Genomic DNA, 19617 nt, shown 5'->3' with positions numbered 1-19617 from the left:
CGAATATGGCTAGTAATGTGAGTTTTTTTGTATAAGCTAGGCTCTATTAGGTTAATTTATAGAGCCGTTTATGGACACTTCACATTGGCAAAAAGCACGTCAGAGTCGCGATCCTCGTTTTGACGGGCTTTTTTACGTAGCGGTAAGAAGTACCGGTATTTATTGCAGACCAATTTGCCCTGCACCAACGGCTCACGAAAAAAACGTTGCTTATTATCAGTTTGCCCATAACGCGGCGCAAGATGGTTTTAGACCCTGTATTCGTTGCAGGCCCGATAGTGCCCCTGGCAGCGCAGCATGGCAGGGTACAAAAACGACTGCACTTAGAGCAAAACAGTTAATAGATCAAAATGATGAACACGACTGCGAAAAATTAGCAGCTCGTTTAGGCGTAAGTAGTCGTTATTTAAGGCAGTTGTTTAAGCAGTATTTTGGCGTGTCGATTACGCAATATCGATTATTTAACCAATGCCACTTTGCTAAAAAACTGATTCAAGAAACACATTTACCCCTTACCGAAATAGCGTTTGCCGCAGGCTTTAAAAGCATTAGGCGTTTTAATGATGCATTTTTACAGCAGTTAAATATAGCTCCCTCGAAGCTGCGCAGTGGCGATAAAAAACCAACGTCAACACTCACTTTAACCCTGCCATTTAGGCCGCCTTATAATTGGCCTGCTTTGCAGGGCTTTTTACAAAGGCGCTTGATAAAACCAATGGAGTGGATAACACAAACGAGCTACGGGCGTACTTTTGCAACTGAGAAATATAAAGGAAGCTTTACCGCTGAATTTATAGCGAGTAAAAACCACTTTAGTGTGTCTATCAATATAGACAATACGGCGTACTTACAAACAGTTATAAATAATATACGCCGTGTGCTTGATTTAGATGCCGATATTAATTTAATTGAAACGCATTTAAGCGCCAATATAAACAATGCGTTTACAGTGTGCGAAGGGCTCAGACTTCCGGGGATTTGGTCAAGTTTTGAAGCCGGTATAAGAGCGGTACTTGGGCAACAAGTGAGTGTTACTGCAGCGCATAATTTAGTAACAAAGTTAGTTGATGAATTAGGCGAAAAAGAGGGCGATGCCGTTTATTTTCCTACGGCTAAAATTGTTGCTAATAGTGATTTTGCATTTTTTAAAATGCCACAAGCACGCAAAAATGCGCTACACAACTTAGCCCAATTTTGTGCACTAAATCCTGAAAATGACGATTTAGACGAATGGCTTAGCTTAAAGGGAATTGGTCCTTGGACAGTAAATTATGCAAAGCTGCGAGGACAAAGCCAACCCGATATATTACTTGATGGCGACTTAGGTGTTAAAAAAGCTCAAGCGGCGGCAAACCCTTTTGAGCCTGCTAATTGCGCTCCTTTTCGCTCTTACTTAACGTTTCAACTTTGGCAGCAATTATAATGATCATTCAAACATCAATTTCGAGCCCTATAGACGACATAATTATTCAAGCGACTGATAAAGGTGTGAGTTACGTTGGTTTTTATCCACCAGTTGAATACTCTTATACGCCGTTTGAGCAAGTTACTAACAAGGCGGTGCTTATTTGCGCTGCGCAGTTAAATGAGTACTTTGCAAAAAAACGCACTATGTTTGATGTACCACTTGATACAACCGGTACAGTATTTCAGCAAAGTGTATGGCAAGCACTATTAACGGTGCCTTTTGGACAATCGCAAACATACGGCTATATTGCTAACCAACTCAATAACCCAAAAGCAGTGAGGGCAGTAGGCGCTGCTAATGGTAAAAATCCGATTAGTATTATTGTACCGTGCCACCGCATTATTGGCGCAAATGCAAAGTTAACGGGTTATGCAGGTGGACTTGATAGAAAACTATGGTTGCTGAAACACGAAGGATTAATGTAAATTAATTGATAAAATATAGCCAGTCTGCTTAACTCAACCTATAATTTAAATAATCAACTAATAAAAATTATTATGCGTATTAATAGCTTAGTTTACTTTTTTATTGCCAGTTTAATGTTTAGCGCTACTGCGTTTAGCAAGCCGCAAAGTCTCGTGTTTTGTTACGAAGACAAAAATATAGCACCCATGTTTTTAGGTGATGGCCAAAATATACCAACAGATAAACCTGGTGCATCAATCGAAATACTTCAACAACTTGATTTAGCATTGCCCAATGTAGCAATATCATTTGTTAGAAAGCCATGGCGTAGATGCTTAAACGATTTAGAATTTAATCGAGTTAATGCTGTTATTGCAAGTTACCGCAAAGGGCGAGAAAACGTTGCTGTTTACCCTGTTGATGAGCAAGGTAAGTTACAAGATGACTACGCAGTAAGTGAATTTGGCAGCTGCCTTATAGGGCGTTATAAATTTCATAAGGAATGGGAGACTCGTGAAGTATTTCAAAATAAAGCATTTACGATAGCTATTCCTAATGGTTATGGGCTAAATAGCGCGTTAAAAGAAGAACCATTTTTTATTCATAATACGTTTTCTAAAAGCAAAGCTTTTGAGTTGCTAGATAAGGGGGTAGTGCAGGCGAGCGTTGATCTATGCCAAGTAGATGGCTTAAAAGTGTCGAGTTATCCGTATGAGGGTAATAATGTTAAACCTATTTATCCCCCTTACGAAACCAGCCATGGTTACCTTGTATTTTCAAAAAAATTCTATGAAGAAAATAATGCTCTAAGCTTGCAAATGTGGCAGTGGTTATCAAAATTTGAAAGTGCACCTGTGTATATTAAATACTTACAAACACTTAAATAAACAGGCCCTGACAAAATAAAATTCGCGTTTGTAAATTGGTATTAATTTAATATTAAGGTAGCATAAGCGCACTTTTTATAAAATGGCACCACAATGGCTCAATTATACTTTTACTACTCTGCAATGAATGCAGGTAAATCAACCACGTTATTACAATCTGCATTTAATTATAAAGAACGTGGCATGGAACCTGTGATCCTGACTGCTGCCATTGATGATAGACAAGGCGTGGGTAAAGTATCGTCTCGTATTGGCTTGCAAGCAGATGCGCATGTATTTGATGCTAGCAAAGATGTTTTTGATCTTATTCAATCACTCAACAATGATAAAAAACGCCATTGTGTGTTAGTTGACGAGTGCCAATTTTTATCAAAAGAACAAGTAATGCAATTAACCGATGTGGTTGATGAACTCGGTATACCTGTATTGTGTTATGGCCTGCGTAACGACTTTAGAGGCGAGCTATTTATAGGGTCGCAATATTTGCTTGCGTGGGCTGATAAGTTAGTTGAGCTTAAAACTGTTTGCCACTGTGGACGTAAAGCAAACCATGTACTGCGTACTGATGAAAATGGCGAAGCAATAGCCGATGGTAACCAAGTAGAAATTGGCGGCAATGACCGATATGTTTCGGTATGCCGCAAACATTATAAAGCCGCGTTAAATATGGGCCGATAAAGCATTTAAAAATGTATCAATATCTTCGCGGGTTATATCTAAATGCGTAACTAGCCTAAGCTGCTTGCTTGGACTAAATAATATGCCTTGTTGTTTAAGCGCTTCAGCAATATCTTTAATATTTATACTGCTACTGTATGTTGCGTAAACCATATTAGTGGTGTTAGTCATATCGACAGTAAAGCCACTGATTTCACTTAATTGTTGAGCCAAATAACGTGCATTTTCATGATCGTCTTTTAAGCGCTCTACATTGTGCTCAAGTGCAAATTGTCCAGCGGCTGCAAGCATTCCGGCTTGGCGCATACCGCCACCAAGTACTTTTCTCCATCGTCTTGCTTTATTAATAAGTGCTGGTGAGCCTAATAATAAAGAGCCTACGGGCGCCCCCAAACCTTTAGATAAACAAATAGAAACTGAATCAAAGTGTTTTGTAATTTCAGTGATATCAACATTTAGCTCAACAGCGGCATTAAAAGCACGTGCGCCGTCTAAGTGCAGCGCTAAACTATGCGTATTAACAAAGTCACGTGCTTGGGCTAAGTACTCAATCGGGAGTACTTTTCCGCCAATGGTATTTTCTAAGCTGAGCAATCGCGTTTTTGCAAAATGGCAATCGTCTGGTTTTATAGCCGTCGCTATTTTACTAAAAGGTATACTGCCATCAGCATCGTTTTCAATAGGCTGTGGTTGCACAGACCCTAAAACAGCTGCGCCACCACCTTCAAACTTATAATTGTGAGCATTTTGGCCACAAATGTATTCGTCACCTCGCTCACAGTGCGCCATTAACGCAAGTAAGTTGGCTTGTGTGCCTGAGCTACAATAAAGTGCGGCTTCAAAATTAAAACGCCTACACGCATAGGCTTCTAGTTGGTTAACGCTTTCATCATCACCATATACATCGTCACCAACCGGTGCGTTGTACATAATATCGCGCATTTCTTTTGTTGGTTTTGTAACTGTATCAGAGCGAAAATCTATCATGATTGCCTTATCCTTTTTATTATTTTTAATAAAATTGGTATTAATCAAGCTCGCTACAAATTTGCTCACGAGTGTCTTTATCAAAGTAGGTCCATGCAATAAAGCGGCTAATTTTTTGACCTTGTGCCATATCAACAATTTTATACTGTGCTATTGGGTGAGCTTTTAATACTTCTTCAAGGGCTGCAATATTATCTTTTTTAGAGACTAACGATGTAAACCACAGTACTTGCTCTGCAAAGTCTTCGCTTTCTTTAACCATATTAGAGATAAACTGTACTTCACCGCCTTCGCACCACAATTCATTATTATGACCACCAAAATTAAGCGTGCTACTGGGTGTTTTTCCTAAGTTTTTCCATTTACGTTCACTGCCTTTACTTGCCTCTTCTTCACTTGCATGAAACGGAGGGTTACAGAGCGTTAAATGGTATAGATCTTTTTGATTTATAACGCCTTCAAAAATATGTGATGCGTTTTTTTGATGTTTTAGGGTTATTTTTAAACCATTAAACTGGGCTATTTGCTTTGCTATTTTCACCGAGGCTGTATCAATATCAGTCCCAGTAAAATGCCATTTATATTCACTTGTACCAGTAAGCGGATAAACTAAGTTAGCGCCAGTGCCAATATCAAGCACTTTAATTTGCTTACCTAAAGGTATTTGTTGTTGATTATCATCACTTAATAGGTCGGCCAAGTAGTGAATGTAGTCAACACGCCCAGGTATAGGTGGGCATAAGTTGTGCTCGGGAATATCCCAAAAATCAATATTATAATGTGCTTTTAAAAGAGCTTGGTTAAGTGTTTTAACGGCCTTGTTGTCACTAAAATCAATGCTTTTAGTCCCTGCAGGTGTGGTTATAACAAAGGGCAGTAGAGCAGGATGCTCTGTTGTTAATAAATCGAAGTCGTACCCATTTTTATGTAGGTTACGAGGGTGTAATTTTGAACGTGCTTTATTTTCTTTCATGGCTTCATTTTAACAACAGATATGATGTGGTGATTGTAACAAATGCTGATGAGTAAAGTGCAGACATTTCCTTTGGTATATTTAATATTACTGGTAGGATGAGTTGAAAATAATAAAAAGGAATAACTGTGGCAATTTCTCAGCAATCAATAATTATTAATGTAGCTGATCAGCAAACACTTCATTTACGCCGTATTAGCGATGAAGATCAGCAAGGGCCTATCGTATTTTTTATGCATGGAGCAATAGAAAACGGTAAGATTTTTTACACGCACTCTAATAAAGGACTTGCCCCTTTTTTAGCTGAGCATGGGTATAGATGTTATGTGGCTGATTTACGTGGCCGAGGTGATAGTAAGCCAATCATTTCGAGCGAGTCCGAATATGGACAAACTGAGTCTATCCTAGAAGACATCCCTGCCTTTATTAAGCAAATAGAGTTGATTGAAGGCAAAAAGCCAGACTACTGGGTTGCTCACTCTTGGGGCGGGGTATTGATGAACAGCGCGTTTGCACGTTTTCCAGAATATATTAACGACGTTAAAGCATGTGTGTATTTTGGCTCTAAGCGTTCTTTATTTAATAATCATCCTCAAAAATTATTACAAGCCAATTTAATTTGGTATTTTATGGCGCCTTTACTTGCTAAAAAACATGGCTATTTAAATGCTAAAGGTTATAAGTGGGGCAGCGATAACGAAACTCAAAAGTCGCATTATCAAAGTATGCAATGGGCTAAAAAGAAGCCATGGATAGATTCTGATGATAATTTTGATTATGCAAAAGCGCTAAACAACCTGCATTTACCGCCAACGCTTCATATTGCTGCGGTAAAAGATAAAGCATTAGCGCAACCAATCGATATTCAAAAATTTATGGACGAATCGGGGCTAGGCATTCAACAAATGCAAATTTACGGTCGTAAACACGGGCATAATTTTGATTACGATCATATTAATATGCTTACCCACCCAAGTGCGCGTGATGATCAATTTAAAGATTTACTTAATTGGTTTAAAGCACATCCGTAAGGGCCTGTTGACCTTTCAGGATTAAAATTTGTTCAATCCAAGGAAGATTTAATCACGGCGCGAAGTTTGTAACCTAGTGGGCTAAGTAAAAACCGAGCAACAAAGAGTTAATCGTCCCTAGAGAGAACCCAAAGGGCAGTGGATGTTTGGTCTTTATGCTGCGTTATCGCCTATTTATGGGGAACAACCACACTACATAGGCTCTGCCTTGCCTAAATACCAAACAGCCTACTGCAAATTTAACCTCGAAAGATAAACAGGCCCTAATTAATTCTCATCAAGTAACTTTAGAAGAGGTGTTTTGTAACGCTCCCACTTAGCGATTGCGGCGTTATTAATAGGTTGGCGAATAGCATGTTTACTCAAGGTCGTTACCGGTGTTTTTTGTTTATAAAACGCTAAGCAGCGCTCTTCAAAACTACAGTTTAAAAAACCAAGTAACTGCGTTAGCTGCTCTTTTGGGTTACTCACTAAATCTTCGTAACTGACATCATAAATTGGCATCTCTTTAAAAGAGTGCCAATGGCTCATCAGTTTCTTATATAACTTATGATAAAGCTTAAACTCAGGTAGTGAGCAAAAGTAAGGCTCGTTTTCAGCAAAGTAATTAGTGAAGATAGAAAATGCAGTGGCATTAAAATCACGACTTAAATTTATAAATTTAGCATTTGGAAATAGAATATATATAAGTCCGAGCGACTGATAGTTACTCGGTAGTTTATTTATTATAAAAGGTCTGATGGGCGATGCTGTTTTTAATGTTGTGATATACAGCTCGCGGGCTTTTTTGATTAAATCCGGCGTTAAATGTGCTAAACATTGCGGGTAAGTCACTCCCGTTTTTTGTTCGATAAAAGCAACTGCGTTATTACTAATACTCGTGCTCTCTCCTAGGCTCGAAAACTGACTATGGCTTGCCAACATTTGCTCCACAAGGGTAGAGCCACTACGAGGCATGCCAATAATAAATACAGGCGTGATATTACCCGTAAATTTTTTATCGGCAGAGGCTATAAACTCCTCGGTGTTGTATTTTATTATTTCATCGTAAAAAGGGATTAAATCTCTAGTGTTAAATTCACTTAATTTTTTTTGTAATTTATTCGCCAATATAAAATAATTAAATGCTTGCTCGGTATCCTCAAGTGCATCGTAACTGTTTGCTAATGCGTAGTAACACACCATTTTTAAACGTAAATTACTAGTTTGAGTTAATAAGTGGTGCAAATTACTTACATAATTATGTTCTTTATCAAAGCGACCTAATTGTACAAGTTCAAATAAAATATAGGCTGTTACAGGGTATACACCAATGCTGAGTGCATGAGCAAAAGTTGTATGAGCTTTATCTAACTCGCCATGTGTTAAATAGTGCTGTGCTAAGTAATAATGAGGTTCTGGATTATGACTTGCTAATTTTTTTGCGTATTCAAGCACCGTTAGCGCATCGTTTGGCGAATGAACACCGTTAAAAGCATCAGCAAGGGCATGTAATGGTTCAAGCATATGAGGCAAGCGCTCACAGGCTTTTTGGAGTAGGTATACAGCAGCGTCGTAACGTTCTAGTCGTAAGGCAATTCTGCCTAAGCCAAATAAAGCCTCACCATTTTCAGGGTTACTATTTAAAATTGCTTTAAAATGGAACTCGGCTTCTTTGAGTTTATTTTGTTGCAGTAGTTGGTTGGCTTTTTCAAGTAGCATAGTTATACCAATTTTATTAAAAAATAATCATTCTATCGCATTAAATAGCGTACTCACTGCGTTAAAAATTATTCATATAGAGCAACTATATATCATAGTTTTCGCCTTGTTATTACGCTATTTTCTGAGCGCTATAATAGAACACTTATTCAATGCAATTGGTATTGTTCATTATTATTTTTATTAACTATAAAATTAAAAAGGCGAAATGTCTTTAACATTTCGCCTTTGGTTCTTCATGAAAATAGTTTAAAAAGTATATGTTGCTTTAGCGTAGTAAAAGCCACCGTTAATACCAAACGGAGATGTTTCGTAGAACTGACCACCCCAGTTGTTATTAGGGATGCCCGTTGCATCTGCAAAATCAAGTTTTTCAGCATCTTGGTCGAATAAGTTTTGAGCACCTACTGAGAAGCTAACTGATTCATTTAAGAAGTAAGTTACTTCAGCATCAATAGTGACTGCAGCATCTGCTGTTTTAGCTGTTGCATCATAATCAACGTGAACACCTTGGTATTCGCCGTAGTAGTTTGCACGAGCAAATGCAGAAACTGATTCCCATTGTTGAGACAATGTGAACGTTGCACGATGATTAGGTAAATCTTCTTCTAAACGCTTAACTTTAAACGCACCTGTAATTTCACTAAATTTAGTTACTTCAGTATCATTCCAGTTATATGCAAGGCTAAATGTAGAGCTACCGCCCATTAATTCGGCTGTATAGTTTGCAACTAAATCGATACCTTGTGTTGTTGTGTCAAAGTCGTTTGTAAAAAAGCTTACTTGAGCAAGACCTTGTACATTAGGTACTCCTGCTGCTGCAAGGGTATCTTTGTCTGCTTGGCTTAAGTTGATTTTATCTGATTGGCTAATACGGTCATCTACTTGGATGTTGTAGTAATCAAGCGTTAAAAATAATTCGCCAATTGTGTATACAGCACCAAGCGTATAACTTTGCGATTCTTCCGGCTCAAGCTCTGTACCACCTAATTGCACTGCAATTGGGTTTGTTGGTGGAAGAAGCGCTGAATCTTGTAATACACCGCCATCTAAACTTGTTTGTACATTACTTACGTTAGCTTGACCAACCGTTGGTGCACGGAAACCACTGCTTACAGAACCACGAATATTTAAATCTTCAGTTAAATGGTATTGAGCCATTACTTTGTAGTTAGTGGTAGTGCCAAAGCTGTCGTAGTCTTCAAATCGAAGTGCTACGCCCATTAAAAAGTCTTCAGTAAACGGTGCTTCAACATCAACATATGCTGCATAGTTACGGCGAGAAAATTCACCTGCTTGTGATGGTTTAAAACCAGGGAAACCATTAGAGCCAATACCAAAGCCTTGTTCTGTTAAAGGGCCTGCTGTGTAAGATGCTTCATCACCAGAGACGATAGTAAATGTTTCTTCATGCCACTCAAAACCACCGGCAATGTTTACATCATAAGCTAAACCAAAGTCGATACCTTTTGATAAATCAAAGTTAAAGTTTTTCTCTAGCTGTTCGTATTTACCCGGGCTGAAGTCTCGTGGTGTATCTGCACCTAAAGAGGCATTAACCGTGTCGTAAATAAAGTAACGTGATTCATTTAAGCCAACAGTACCGCTTAAGTCATAGTAAGTATCTTTTAAGAAGCCACCAGTGAATCGGCCTTTAGTACCAATAGTTAAAGAAGTATCAGTAATGTTGCCGCCAAAGTTAGGTGTAAAACCACCTGGAAGCATCTCATTAAAGGCAAAACAATCTGGGTTGTTTGCTACACCATTTATGTAAGCCGGATCATCTAGTACATTGCCGTCTGTTATTGTGATAGTTGGACAGTTAGCGCTCATATCAGGTGTTGTGTCGGCAACAAGTAATGTTTCGCCACCATCATTTGAGTAAACACCAGAACGTGTTTGCGGGTTACGGTAATAAAAACCGCCACGTACATCACGTTCAGAGTAGTTACCAAACATGTAAAATTCAGAGTCGTTTGTTAGCTCTAAACCCACATTACCAAAAATAGTAATATCGTCATCTACTTCTGGTGCACCCCATACTTGTGCAAGAGAAGATACATCAGGCACACCGGCAGCTGAAAGTGCTGCAGCATCGGCACGTTGAACTGAACGGCTTGTTGCATCAGCTGTTTTATATTGAAAGCTTAAATTAGCAAAACCATTGTCGGTAAACGGTAAACCTACGTTACCCGACACTTGTGTTGTATCGCCATCACCTTCATAAAATTGACCATGGCGGATTTCTAATTTACCACCTTCTGAAGCGTCTTTTAGTTGGAAATTCATTACACCGGCGATTGCATCAGAACCATACTGCGCAGCCGCGCCATCGCGAAGTACTTCTACTTGTTTAATCGCAATGCTTGGAATAACTGAAATATCAGCGCCTTGCGCGCCATCGTTAATACCACCGCCTAAAAATGCGATTACAGAAGCACGGTGACGACGTTTGCCGTTTAAAAGAACCAATGTGCTGTCTGACGGTAAACCACGTAAGTTAGCTGGACGAACAAGAGAAGCTGCATCACTGATAGGGTTTTGGTGTACGTTAAACGATGGTACTGCACCTTTTAAAAGTTCAAGCATGTCAGTGTTACCTGACTTTTCAAGCTCTTCGCCGCCAATAATGTCGATTGGAACCGGTGAGTCACCTATTGAACGAGGAGCTGAACGCGTACCTACTACGGCAATTTTCTCAACGTTTTTATTTACTTTAGTTTGTTCCTGCTCGTCTGCCGCAATAGCAGATCCAGAAATAAATAACCCTGCAGTGGTTGTAGCTAAAGCAAATTTGATTGCTTGGTTTAGCGCATTACTTTTTAATTTCATTCTAATTTTCCCCAGTTAGAATAATTCTTATTTTTGATGTGAATTTCACATCATTTGTTTTTAACTTAATTTTTTGTTTCACATAAGTTTGAGGTTTTAGCTCAAAAGCCTAATCAATTAAGCTTACTTTTTGTGAAGTCCTATCTACAGACTATAGATAAAAAACAGGAAGGGCAATTACTAATTAACCGTTTGATAACAAAAAGATTCAATTTAAGAAAAAATGCAACAGTGGTGCAAAGTAAAACTAAAATGAACTAAATAAGTGCAAATAAGGCTATTGAGGGGAATATTAATGCGCTAACTGCATTTAAATGTTATTTATTTGTATCTTTTTTTGTGGGGTTTTCAATGTTTTGTGCGTACCGCCAAGCTGCTAATTTTTCTTTGTATTCATCCCATACGCAGGGACAGCAACTGCCACCACCGCAACATTCATCCGATTTTGGTTTTTCAGGTTTTTGCGGTAATTGATTTGTTATATTCTGCATTGTTGTATGTATTTAATACTAATTTGGTGCAAAGGGTAAGTTAAAGGGTGTTGAAAGTAAATTATTCTTTGTGAACCTGTGCTGCTGTGTGAAAATAAAAGTTATGCGATTATATAAAGTTATTCACCGTGCACCTTGGCGGGTAGTTAAAATTAGTAAAAAACGCCAACAGCTGCGTTTTCGCCGTGCTATGGTGGCGCTTAAAATCGCACTCGCCCAAGAAAAACAAGAAACTAAAGAAATGCTCTCTATTTATAGGCGTTACACTCAAGGCCACACAAGTAAAGAAGAGTTAAAACGCGCAAATGAGCAATTTGTTGATATTTTAAAAGGGTTAGGGCTCGGTGTATTTGCTGTATTACCTTTTGCTCCGCTTACAATTCCTTTAGTTGTTAAATTAGGGAGTTTGGTGGGAGTTGATGTACTGCCAAGTTCGTTTAATATGAACAAATCTATTAAAGAACTAGATGCTAAAATAGATCAAGAAAATCAAAAGCAAGAATCTAAAAATAGCTTAAAAAAGTAGCTAAAATCCCTTCAAATTAGCGATACCTTTTAGGTGCGCTTATTGATATGCTCTTAAGTACCATTTTTATATTATATGAGCTTTTTAATGAGTGCATTACTACGTCATACATCTTCTGGTATTCCTTTATCTTTTATTCTTAAAAACGAATTATCTGACTGGCAAGCACAGCAGCCTGCATTTATACAAAATTGGTTAACTAATACAGGTTTTGAAAAGCAAGGTGTTGCTTTAATTCCTGATGCTAAAACGGGCGAGTTAAGCCAGGTATTTTGTTTAATGCAAAGCAGCGATGATTTTTGGGCTGCGGGTAATTTAGCAAATACACTTCCTACAGGTACTTATCAAATTCAAGGCGACAGCGCTTTTGTAGAGCAGGTTGCTTTAGGGTTTGTACTTGGTGGTTACGAATTTAGTGAATATAAAGAAAAGCCAACGGCAAAGGCGCAATTAGCCATTAGCGATAAAGCGTTATATGAACGCATTAGCCAACAAGCTGATGCCATTACACTTGCACGTGATTTAGTTAATACTCCAGCGGTAGATATGATGCCGCAACATTTATCGCAAGTTATGGAAGATTTAGCTGCAACTTACAATGGCGAATTTTCACAGTGGGTTGGCGATGAGTTACTAGAGCAAAACTACCCGACTATTCATATGGTGGGTCGTGCAAGCGAAAATAAACCGCGTTTACTTGATTTAAAATGGGGCGCGACAGATGCTCCATTAATTACGCTAGTCGGTAAGGGCGTATGTTTTGACTCAGGCGGACTTGATTTAAAACCAAGCTCTGGCATGCGTAACATGAAAAAAGACATGGGCGGCGCGGCGCACGTAATTGCACTAGCGCAGCTTATTATGGCAGCTAACTTACCAATTAGATTACGTGTACTTGTACCAGCGGTTGAAAATGCAGTATCGCGCAATGCATTTCGCCCAGGTGATGTTATTAAAACGCGCAAAGGTATTATGGTCGAAATTGATAATACCGACGCTGAAGGTCGCTTAGTATTATGTGATGCATTAAGCGAAGCGCAAAACGATAATCCTGAGCTAATTATTGATTTTGCTACCCTCACGGGTGCATGTCGTGTTGCACTGGGCACGGAGCTTCCGGGCTTTTTCTCAACAGAGCGCGATGTAGCAAATGGCATTATTGACGCCGGTTTAAGTGTACATGACCCTGTTTGGCAACTTCCGTTGTTTGAGCAATATAAAAGCTTACTAAAAAGTGATGTAGCCGATATGGCAAACTGCGCAAGTACACCGTTTGGTGGTGCTATTACTGCAGCGCTTTACTTAAAAGAATTTGTTGAACCAACAACACCGTGGGTACACTTTGATGTAATGGCATGGAACTTACGTGCATTACCAGGTCGTCCAACGGGTGGTGAAGCGTTAGGTATTCGTGCGGTGTTTAATTACCTACAAAATCGTTTTAATAAGTAAGTTATTGATTTAATAGTAAGAAATAACTTGAGTTTTAAACCTCATAAAGCTCAAGTGGCAAGTTATCTGGATCGGCAAAAAAGGTAAACTTTTTGCCGGTTATTTCATCCACTCTAATATCCTCAACTTTTACGTCGCACGATTCTAAATACGTTTTTGCAATCTGTACATCCACTACCTTAAAAGCTAAATGTCTTAAGCCTTGTGCTTCGGGATAGCTGGGTCTTTCGGGCGAACCATCAAACGAAAATAGCTCTATTTGGCTACCATCGGGCATGGCTAAATCTAATTTATATGAATTACGATCAGCTCTAAAGTGCTCATTAATAACGTTAAGTTTAAGTACATTGCTATAAAAGTATTTAGAACGTGCATAGTCACTACAAATTATAGCAGCGTGATGAATACCTAAAAGTTTCAAATTTAATTCCTTAAAAAGCAAAAACGCACTTAAATAAGTGCATTTTAAATGTGGCTTATTACATGTTGTGTTAGCTAGGCTCGGCTTCTTTACATGCTTTAACGGCCGGTGCTACAAGCTCTAAACCAGTTTTATCACACGGTGGTAAAGCAGCATCGCTTACACTAATAGGCGTTACACGTTCGCCCCATTTTATGTAACTTGCAGCCCACGTAAGGCCTGCACCAAATGCTGCAGACATAATGTTTGAATGCGGTTTAATTAACCCTTGCTCAACCGCTTCACATAACGCAATAGCAATAGTCGCAGCAGAGGTATTACCATAGTCACCAATGTTAACCATTACTTTTTCGTCAGGTACTTTTAAGCGATGCTGAATAGCCTGAATAATACGTAAGTTAGCTTGGTGTGGAACGAGTACATTAATGTCGTCAAGGCTTAAGTTGGCCTGTTGCAGTACGTCGTCGCAGGCTTCACTCATACCTTTTACAGCACGTTTAAAAATTTCACGACCTTCAAATAATAAATCAGAAGGACCAATTGGCTCATACTTATTTAAATCGCTACCAAAGTTGGTGATGTGTAAAATATCGCGGTCTTCGCTGTCACAACCGGTTTTGGTACCAAGTAAACCCGCTGGCGTATCGGCAGCTTCAAGTATTACTGCACCTGCGCCATCGCCAAATAAAACAGCGCTGTCGCGACGTGCCCAGTTTACGTACCAGGTCATACGTTCAGAGGCAATAACGACTGCTTTTTTAATCATACCCGCTTGAATTTGTGCTGTAGCAGCTTGCAACGCATATAAAAAGCCCGAACATGCCGCGTTTGTATCCATTGCGGCAGCGCCTGTTGCACCAATATTTTTTTGCACTTGTGAGGCGGTATTTGCCACAACAGTAGAAGGTGTACAGGTTGCTAATATCACTAAATCAATATCTTTAGGATCAATGCCTGCGCACGCAATAGCATGCTTAGCTGCAACGGTTGCCAGCTCAGCGGTACTTACATGACTCACTCGGCGAGATTTAATGCCAGTACGCGTGGTTATCCACTCGTCGGTGGTATCAACTATTTCACTAATTTCATCGTTGCTAATGCTTGCTGGTGGAATGCATTTACCCCAACCAGTGATATGTGCGTAAGGCATAGTATGTTCTCTTAAGGTGGTCTGACATGTGTTACTAATGGGGGAGTTATACCAAAAAACGGCTTTCAAGACTAGTTTATAGCATGTTTTGTATCGTAAATATTCGCAATTACAGGTTATTTAAGGTAATGCTAGTATAAAAAAGGGGCAAGTATGAAAACAACACTAATAACAACATTCACTTCAATAACGCTGGCATTAATAACAAATGGGGCTTTTGCTCAGCAGCATATAATTATTTATGCGGGCAGTTTACTTGCATCCGAAGATCAAAAAGTAAAAACAGAGCAAACGTTAGTCATAACAGATAATACAATAACAGCCATTAAAAACGGCTACCTCACAAAAGCAGAACTTAACCTACCTGATGCCGATATTATCAATCTTAAAAATCAATTTGTAATGCCTGGTCTTATCGATATGCATGTTCACGTTACGTTTGAGCGAGATTCAAAAGCAAACCCTCACCGCTGGGCTACAGAATATGATGCCGATTATGCTTTGCGCTCAATTAAATATTTACAACGTACGCTCGATGCGGGTTTTACATCAGTGCGTGATTTAGGTAGCGATCACAAAGTAATATTTCCGCTAAAGCGCGCTATTGAGCGAAATGATATTAACGGCCCTCGCATTTTTGCAGCGGGTAATACAATATCGCCTACCGGCGGACACGCAGATATGCACGGATATCGAAAAGATATTACAGATGCGGTTACAGGCGGGATTGGTATATGTAATGGCGCGGATGATTGTAGCCGTGCGGTACGCGAGGTAATTAAAAGTGGCGCTGATGTAATTAAAGTTACTGCCACGGGTGGAGTACTAAGTAATACCGCTGCTGGTGTTAACCAACAACTTACAGATGCAGAGCTGATTGCAATTGTTGATACGGCCCACCACTTAGGGCGTAAAGTTGCAGCCCATGCACACGGTACACAAGGTATAAAAGCGGCCTTAAAAGCCGGTGTAGATTCTATTGAGCATGGCTCTTATTTAGATAAAGAGGCAATAAAGTTATTTAAAAAAACGGGGGCTTATTTAGTACCGACGCTTTTAGCGGGGGCAACGGTAAGTGAAGAGGTGCTTACAAACCCAAATATGCCACCGGCAATAGCCGACAAAGTGCGTGAAGTGACTCCAAAAATGCAGGCTTCGTTTAAACTTGCATTGAAAAACAAGGTTAATATAGCTTTTGGAACAGACTCTGGGGTGTCGCGTCATGGGCTTAATGCTAACGAATTTAGTTTAATGGTAAACAATGGTATGAGCGAAGCCCAAGCTATTAAATCAGCAACCATACATGCAGCTAAACTGCTGGGTCAAAGCGCACTCATTGGCGACTTGAGTGTTGGTAAACAAGCAGATATTATCAGTGTGAATGGCTCACCGCTTAAAAATATCGACGTACTTAAAAACGTACAATTTGTTATGAAAGCTGGGCAAGTTTATAAACAATAGGGAAGGTTATGAGCAGCAAAATAAAAGTGTCGTTGTTTAATCATTTGATTGACGCTGAGCGCCAGTTACTAGACCCAGAAGTTCGCCAATCTGAGCGCGCATTAGATGCTTTACTCGATGATGAATTTATCGAAATTGCTGCCAATGGCACTACATTTAATAAATACCAAGTACTAACTCGTTTACCTACCGAGGTTGTGCCACAGTTTTATAATCAGCATTTTAAGGGCCGAATGCTGAGCGATGATGTAGTGCAACTTAGTTACCAAGCTGCTTTTAGGCGCTCTGCTCGCGCTGAGTTTAATTATTCATTGCGTATGTCGCTTTGGCGTAAAAGTAATGAACAATGGAAAATGGTGTTTCACCAAGGAACGCCTTGTGCGCCGTTTTCAATTTCGATGGATGATGATTAAAAATCATATAACCGTTAAAATAACCTTATTAAACATTTGATTGGGCAATAACCTGTTGTTAATGCGTACCGACCCCACCATTAGTCGATTATTAATGCTGCGAAGCGGCGCTATTGCCGTGCAATTAATTGCGGTACTTAGCGTTTATTTTTTACTAGAACATCAAATTGCATTACTGCCTTTACTTATTGTTATTGCCGTTGAGGCTGTGTTTCAGCTTATTAGCCTATTTGCTTATCGTAATGTGAGTCGCGCTAAACCTTTGGGTATGTTGATGCAGTTAACTGCAGACGTATTATTTTTAACGGTTTTACTATCGCTAAGCGGCGGTGCAACTAATGCATTTGTTTCGCTGTTATTGCTCCCGATAATGATAGCTGCTGTTACGCTGCGAGAAAAAGGATTAGCTTATATTGCGGTATTAGCCATTGCCGCATACAGTTTGCTACTTATAAAGATGCCCGATCACAGTATGCATCAAATGAATATGAGTGGTCATTTTATTGGCATGTGGGTTAATTTTGTTTTAAGTGCCAGCGTAATTGCACTTGTTATTGGCGCAATGAGCAGGGCACTTAAAGAGCGAGAGCGAATTATTGCAAACGTGCGTGAAAAACAATTGCGTAATGAACAGCTTGTTACCCTTGATGGGGCTGCTGCACAAATCACCCATCAACTAGCGACCCCAATTGCAAATTTACAGCTATTGTTTGAAGAGTTATTAGAAGAGCAACCAAACAACCCAATTGTTAAGCACATGCAAGCGCCGCTTACTCAGTGTAGTACGCAACTTAACGACTTTAGAAAACTCTCAGAGCAATTACGCCTTAAAAATTCACAAGAGCATACCACCGTAAAGCAACTGCAAACGCAAATTACAGATACGCTTTTACTGCAATACCCTGATCAGCACATTAAATGGATTACGCCACCTATTGCGGCAACGCTATTGAGTGATGCGATGTTATTGCCTGCTATTTTAAATTTATTGCAAAACGCCGCACTCGCTAATCAAAAACAAGGCCAAACTCAATTAGAGCTGAGTTGGCAGCAAGATAACTTACATAGTGAGTGCGTTTACTTGTTAATTCGCGATTTTGGCCCTGGCTTTTCATCATCGCAATTAGCAGAGCTTGGCGGGCAACTTATGCCAAGCGATCAAGGAATGGGGCTTGCTGTGCTTTTATCAAATGTTACTTTTGAGCGTTTAAATGGCTCACTTACCTTGTTTAACCATGCAGATGGCGGCGCTGTTGCCAAAGTTAAACTCGCTATTGTAAACATTGAGAATAACGCCTCATGAAGTTACTTATAATTGAAGACGACATTAATTTAGCCAGCACACTGGCAAGGCGCTTAACTAAACAAAGCTCTGCCTGCGAGGTGGCGCATAACCAAAGTGATGCGTTACTTGCTGCGCGTAAATTATTGCCCGACTTTGTTTTATTAGACATGAAACTAGGCGACGATAACGGACTTACACTCATAAAGCCGCTGCGTAGTTTGCTCCCCCAAGCTCATATTGTTTTACTAACCGGGTTTGCCAGTATAGCAACCGCAGTAGAGGCAATGCGTTTAGGCGCAAACGATTACCTTACTAAGCCGGTTGATATGGCAACGTTATTAAAAGCGCTTAACACCGATCCTGTGTCATCGACATCGAATGTTATTGATGATGCGGTTATGTCGCCGGAGCGCTTAGAGTGGGAGCATATTCAACAAGTATTACACAGTAATAATGGCAATGTGTCGGTTACCGCGCGGCAACTTAATATGCATAGACGTACTTTGCAGCGCAAGTTACAAAAAAAGCCGGTGCAGCAGTAATTTATTACTTAATTTAAGGAAAGTGTTATGAGCGATGATGCAGCTATATTAATGCAAAACCAAAAAATTATTTTATTTGATGCGCAATGTAAGCTTTGCAGCGCGTGGTGTAACTTTATTATTGCTCACGATAAAACTACTATTTTTAAATTATGCAGCGTGCAATCTCCAAAAGGAGAACTGTTGTTAACACACTTTGGTTTTTCAACCAGTGAATACGCTTCAATGGTGCTTGTTGAAAATGGTAAAGCATTTACACAAAGCCATGCTTTTTTTAATGTTGTTAAGCAGCTAGGTTACCCATACAAACTAGCAAACGTATTTAGTATTTTGCCAAATAGGTTTAATAATCGGTTATACGATAGGGTTGCTTTAAATAGGTATTCGTTATTTGGAAAATATCAGTATTGCAGAGTACCCAACCCAGAGGATGCTAAACATTATTTATAAATTAGGCGTTAATACACTGCAGTATAAGTAGATGATAGGTTTATGAGGTTGTGCTAAAATCGCCGCGTTTAATTTTAGCTAACGGTATAAAAGGCTTTTTTCATGGCAAACACAGCACATGCACTTCACATTTTGGTTAAGCACAAAGAAATTGCAGAAGATATTATTAAGCAATTAGGTAAAGGTGCAAAGTTTCAGACCTTAGCTAAAAAGTATTCGTCATGCCCATCGGGTAAAAAAGGCGGTGACTTAGGTGAATTTAGACGCGGACAAATGGTTCCACAGTTTGACAAAATTGCATTTAAAGGCGCAATTTTAGAGCCTCATCTAGTTAAAACTAAATTTGGCTGGCATGTAATTAAAGTACTTTATCGTACTTAGTTTATTTAAACTGTTTAATAATTGACGCGTCTTAGCAAGCGTCTATTTCATCACCTATCCTAAATTTACACTTTGACGAACTA

The 19617-nt window shown here is 39.3% G+C and carries 20 protein-coding genes; 13 read left to right on the top strand and 7 right to left on the bottom strand.

Annotated features, from left to right (window positions below; translation table 11 throughout):
• Positions 1-70 precede the first annotated feature (70 nt).
• From H5157_RS02350 to H5157_RS02335, 4 genes are all read left to right on the top strand, one after another.
• The gene (locus H5157_RS02350; RefSeq protein ID WP_182712357.1) at positions 71-1423 is read left to right on the top strand and encodes a DNA-3-methyladenine glycosylase 2 family protein; all 1353 of its coding nucleotides are present in this window, start codon (positions 71-73) and stop codon (positions 1421-1423) included.
• Complete coding sequence (locus tag H5157_RS02345; protein ID WP_182681574.1) at positions 1423-1893, top strand: methylated-DNA--[protein]-cysteine S-methyltransferase; 471 nt, start codon at positions 1423-1425, stop codon at positions 1891-1893. The genes H5157_RS02350 and H5157_RS02345 overlap by 1 nt, the downstream gene beginning before the upstream one ends.
• A gap of 72 nt (positions 1894-1965) precedes the next feature.
• Complete coding sequence (locus H5157_RS02340) at positions 1966-2760, top strand: amino acid ABC transporter substrate-binding protein (protein ID WP_182724040.1); 795 nt, start codon at positions 1966-1968, stop codon at positions 2758-2760.
• 93 nt (positions 2761-2853) lie between these two features.
• Positions 2854-3438 carry a thymidine kinase gene (locus tag H5157_RS02335; protein WP_154902930.1) on the top strand — a complete coding sequence of 195 codons (585 nt, stop codon included), beginning with the start codon at positions 2854-2856 and terminating at the stop codon, positions 3436-3438.
• Here the strand turns inward: H5157_RS02335 and ltaE are convergent.
• Both ltaE and rlmF read right to left on the bottom strand, forming a co-directional pair.
• Positions 3421-4425: a low-specificity L-threonine aldolase gene (ltaE, locus tag H5157_RS02330; protein ID WP_182724039.1), complete on the bottom strand. Its 1005-nt coding sequence runs from the start codon at positions 4423-4425 to the stop codon at positions 3421-3423. The two genes, H5157_RS02335 and ltaE, sit on opposite strands and share 18 nt — an antisense overlap.
• Before the next feature lie 40 nt (positions 4426-4465).
• On the bottom strand, positions 4466-5398 hold the full coding sequence (gene rlmF, locus H5157_RS02325; RefSeq protein WP_182724038.1) for a 23S rRNA (adenine(1618)-N(6))-methyltransferase RlmF: 933 nt from the start codon (positions 5396-5398) through the stop codon (positions 4466-4468).
• 128 nt (positions 5399-5526) lie between these two features.
• Here rlmF and H5157_RS02320 point away from each other — a divergent pair, with 128 nt between their 5' ends.
• The gene (locus H5157_RS02320) at positions 5527-6429 is read left to right on the top strand and encodes an alpha/beta fold hydrolase (RefSeq protein WP_182712354.1); all 903 of its coding nucleotides are present in this window, start codon (positions 5527-5529) and stop codon (positions 6427-6429) included.
• 267 nt (positions 6430-6696) lie between these two features.
• Here H5157_RS02320 and H5157_RS02315 read toward each other — a convergent pair whose 3' ends face one another.
• From H5157_RS02315 to H5157_RS02305, 3 genes are all read right to left on the bottom strand, one after another.
• Positions 6697-8130 (bottom strand): sulfotransferase, encoded by a 1434-nt coding sequence (locus tag H5157_RS02315; RefSeq protein WP_154902926.1) that lies wholly within the window; start codon positions 8128-8130, stop codon positions 6697-6699.
• A 249-nt stretch (positions 8131-8379) separates the two neighbouring features.
• Positions 8380-10962, bottom strand: coding sequence for a TonB-dependent siderophore receptor (locus H5157_RS02310; protein ID WP_024595720.1), 2583 nt, complete (start codon positions 10960-10962; stop codon positions 8380-8382).
• Positions 10963-11279: 317 nt separating this feature from the next.
• The gene (locus H5157_RS02305; protein WP_154902924.1) at positions 11280-11453 is read right to left on the bottom strand and encodes an oxidoreductase-like domain-containing protein; all 174 of its coding nucleotides are present in this window, start codon (positions 11451-11453) and stop codon (positions 11280-11282) included.
• Between the two features lie 103 nt (positions 11454-11556).
• Here H5157_RS02305 and H5157_RS02300 point away from each other — a divergent pair, with 103 nt between their 5' ends.
• Both H5157_RS02300 and H5157_RS02295 read left to right on the top strand, forming a co-directional pair.
• Positions 11557-11979 (top strand): hypothetical protein, encoded by a 423-nt coding sequence (locus H5157_RS02300; RefSeq protein ID WP_002959004.1) that lies wholly within the window; start codon positions 11557-11559, stop codon positions 11977-11979.
• Positions 11980-12066: 87 nt separating this feature from the next.
• Positions 12067-13431, top strand: coding sequence for a M17 family metallopeptidase (locus tag H5157_RS02295; RefSeq protein ID WP_154902923.1), 1365 nt, complete (start codon positions 12067-12069; stop codon positions 13429-13431).
• 34 nt (positions 13432-13465) lie between these two features.
• Here the strand turns inward: H5157_RS02295 and H5157_RS02290 are convergent, their stop codons facing one another.
• On the bottom strand, positions 13466-13852 hold the full coding sequence (locus H5157_RS02290; protein WP_182724037.1) for a VOC family protein: 387 nt from the start codon (positions 13850-13852) through the stop codon (positions 13466-13468).
• A 70-nt stretch (positions 13853-13922) separates the two neighbouring features.
• Positions 13923-15002 (bottom strand): ketoacyl-ACP synthase III, encoded by a 1080-nt coding sequence (locus tag H5157_RS02285; RefSeq protein WP_154902922.1) that lies wholly within the window; start codon positions 15000-15002, stop codon positions 13923-13925.
• Between the two features lie 153 nt (positions 15003-15155).
• On the opposite strand from H5157_RS02285, the gene H5157_RS02280 reads away from it, so the two are divergent.
• From H5157_RS02280 to H5157_RS02255, 6 genes are all read left to right on the top strand, one after another.
• On the top strand, positions 15156-16463 hold the full coding sequence (locus tag H5157_RS02280) for an amidohydrolase family protein (RefSeq protein WP_182724036.1): 1308 nt from the start codon (positions 15156-15158) through the stop codon (positions 16461-16463).
• 8 nt (positions 16464-16471) lie between these two features.
• Entirely contained in the window at positions 16472-16876 is a 405-nt protein-coding gene (locus H5157_RS02275; RefSeq protein WP_024595765.1) for a DUF4440 domain-containing protein, read from the top strand.
• 61 nt (positions 16877-16937) lie between these two features.
• The gene (locus tag H5157_RS02270) at positions 16938-18179 is read left to right on the top strand and encodes a HAMP domain-containing sensor histidine kinase (RefSeq protein WP_182724035.1); all 1242 of its coding nucleotides are present in this window, start codon (positions 16938-16940) and stop codon (positions 18177-18179) included.
• Complete coding sequence (locus H5157_RS02265) at positions 18176-18703, top strand: response regulator transcription factor (protein ID WP_182724034.1); 528 nt, start codon at positions 18176-18178, stop codon at positions 18701-18703. The genes H5157_RS02270 and H5157_RS02265 overlap by 4 nt, the downstream gene beginning before the upstream one ends.
• A gap of 27 nt (positions 18704-18730) precedes the next feature.
• A complete protein-coding gene (locus H5157_RS02260; RefSeq protein ID WP_182724033.1) occupies positions 18731-19153 on the top strand; it encodes a thiol-disulfide oxidoreductase DCC family protein in 423 nt (140 codons plus the stop codon).
• 102 nt (positions 19154-19255) lie between these two features.
• A complete protein-coding gene (locus H5157_RS02255) occupies positions 19256-19534 on the top strand; it encodes a peptidylprolyl isomerase (RefSeq protein WP_002959014.1) in 279 nt (92 codons plus the stop codon).
• The last annotated feature ends 83 nt before the right edge of the window (positions 19535-19617 follow it).

The organism is Pseudoalteromonas sp. SG43-3 (assembly GCF_014164385.1).
Lineage (GTDB): Bacteria > Pseudomonadota > Gammaproteobacteria > Enterobacterales > Alteromonadaceae > Pseudoalteromonas > Pseudoalteromonas distincta.
This window is presented reverse-complemented; position numbering and strand designations above follow the sequence as displayed.

Coding starts and splice junctions, on each gene's coding strand:
- H5157_RS02310 (WP_024595720.1), bottom strand. CDS start 10,962: ATGAAATTAAAAAGTAATGCGCTAAACCAAGCAATCAAATTTGCTTTA.
- H5157_RS02300 (WP_002959004.1), top strand. CDS start 11,557: ATGCGATTATATAAAGTTATTCACCGTGCACCTTGGCGGGTAGTTAAA.
- H5157_RS02345 (WP_182681574.1), top strand. CDS start 1,423: ATGATCATTCAAACATCAATTTCGAGCCCTATAGACGACATAATTATT.
- H5157_RS02340 (WP_182724040.1), top strand. CDS start 1,966: ATGCGTATTAATAGCTTAGTTTACTTTTTTATTGCCAGTTTAATGTTT.
- H5157_RS02285 (WP_154902922.1), bottom strand. CDS start 15,002: ATGCCTTACGCACATATCACTGGTTGGGGTAAATGCATTCCACCAGCA.
- H5157_RS02260 (WP_182724033.1), top strand. CDS start 18,731: ATGAGCGATGATGCAGCTATATTAATGCAAAACCAAAAAATTATTTTA.
- H5157_RS02265 (WP_182724034.1), top strand. CDS start 18,176: ATGAAGTTACTTATAATTGAAGACGACATTAATTTAGCCAGCACACTG.
- H5157_RS02270 (WP_182724035.1), top strand. CDS start 16,938: ATGCGTACCGACCCCACCATTAGTCGATTATTAATGCTGCGAAGCGGC.
- H5157_RS02315 (WP_154902926.1), bottom strand. CDS start 8,130: ATGCTACTTGAAAAAGCCAACCAACTACTGCAACAAAATAAACTCAAA.
- H5157_RS02350 (WP_182712357.1), top strand. CDS start 71: ATGGACACTTCACATTGGCAAAAAGCACGTCAGAGTCGCGATCCTCGT.
- H5157_RS02275 (WP_024595765.1), top strand. CDS start 16,472: ATGAGCAGCAAAATAAAAGTGTCGTTGTTTAATCATTTGATTGACGCT.
- H5157_RS02295 (WP_154902923.1), top strand. CDS start 12,067: ATGAGTGCATTACTACGTCATACATCTTCTGGTATTCCTTTATCTTTT.
- H5157_RS02280 (WP_182724036.1), top strand. CDS start 15,156: ATGAAAACAACACTAATAACAACATTCACTTCAATAACGCTGGCATTA.
- ltaE (WP_182724039.1), bottom strand. CDS start 4,425: ATGATAGATTTTCGCTCTGATACAGTTACAAAACCAACAAAAGAAATG.
- H5157_RS02305 (WP_154902924.1), bottom strand. CDS start 11,453: ATGCAGAATATAACAAATCAATTACCGCAAAAACCTGAAAAACCAAAA.
- H5157_RS02255 (WP_002959014.1), top strand. CDS start 19,256: ATGGCAAACACAGCACATGCACTTCACATTTTGGTTAAGCACAAAGAA.
- rlmF (WP_182724038.1), bottom strand. CDS start 5,398: ATGAAAGAAAATAAAGCACGTTCAAAATTACACCCTCGTAACCTACAT.
- H5157_RS02335 (WP_154902930.1), top strand. CDS start 2,854: ATGGCTCAATTATACTTTTACTACTCTGCAATGAATGCAGGTAAATCA.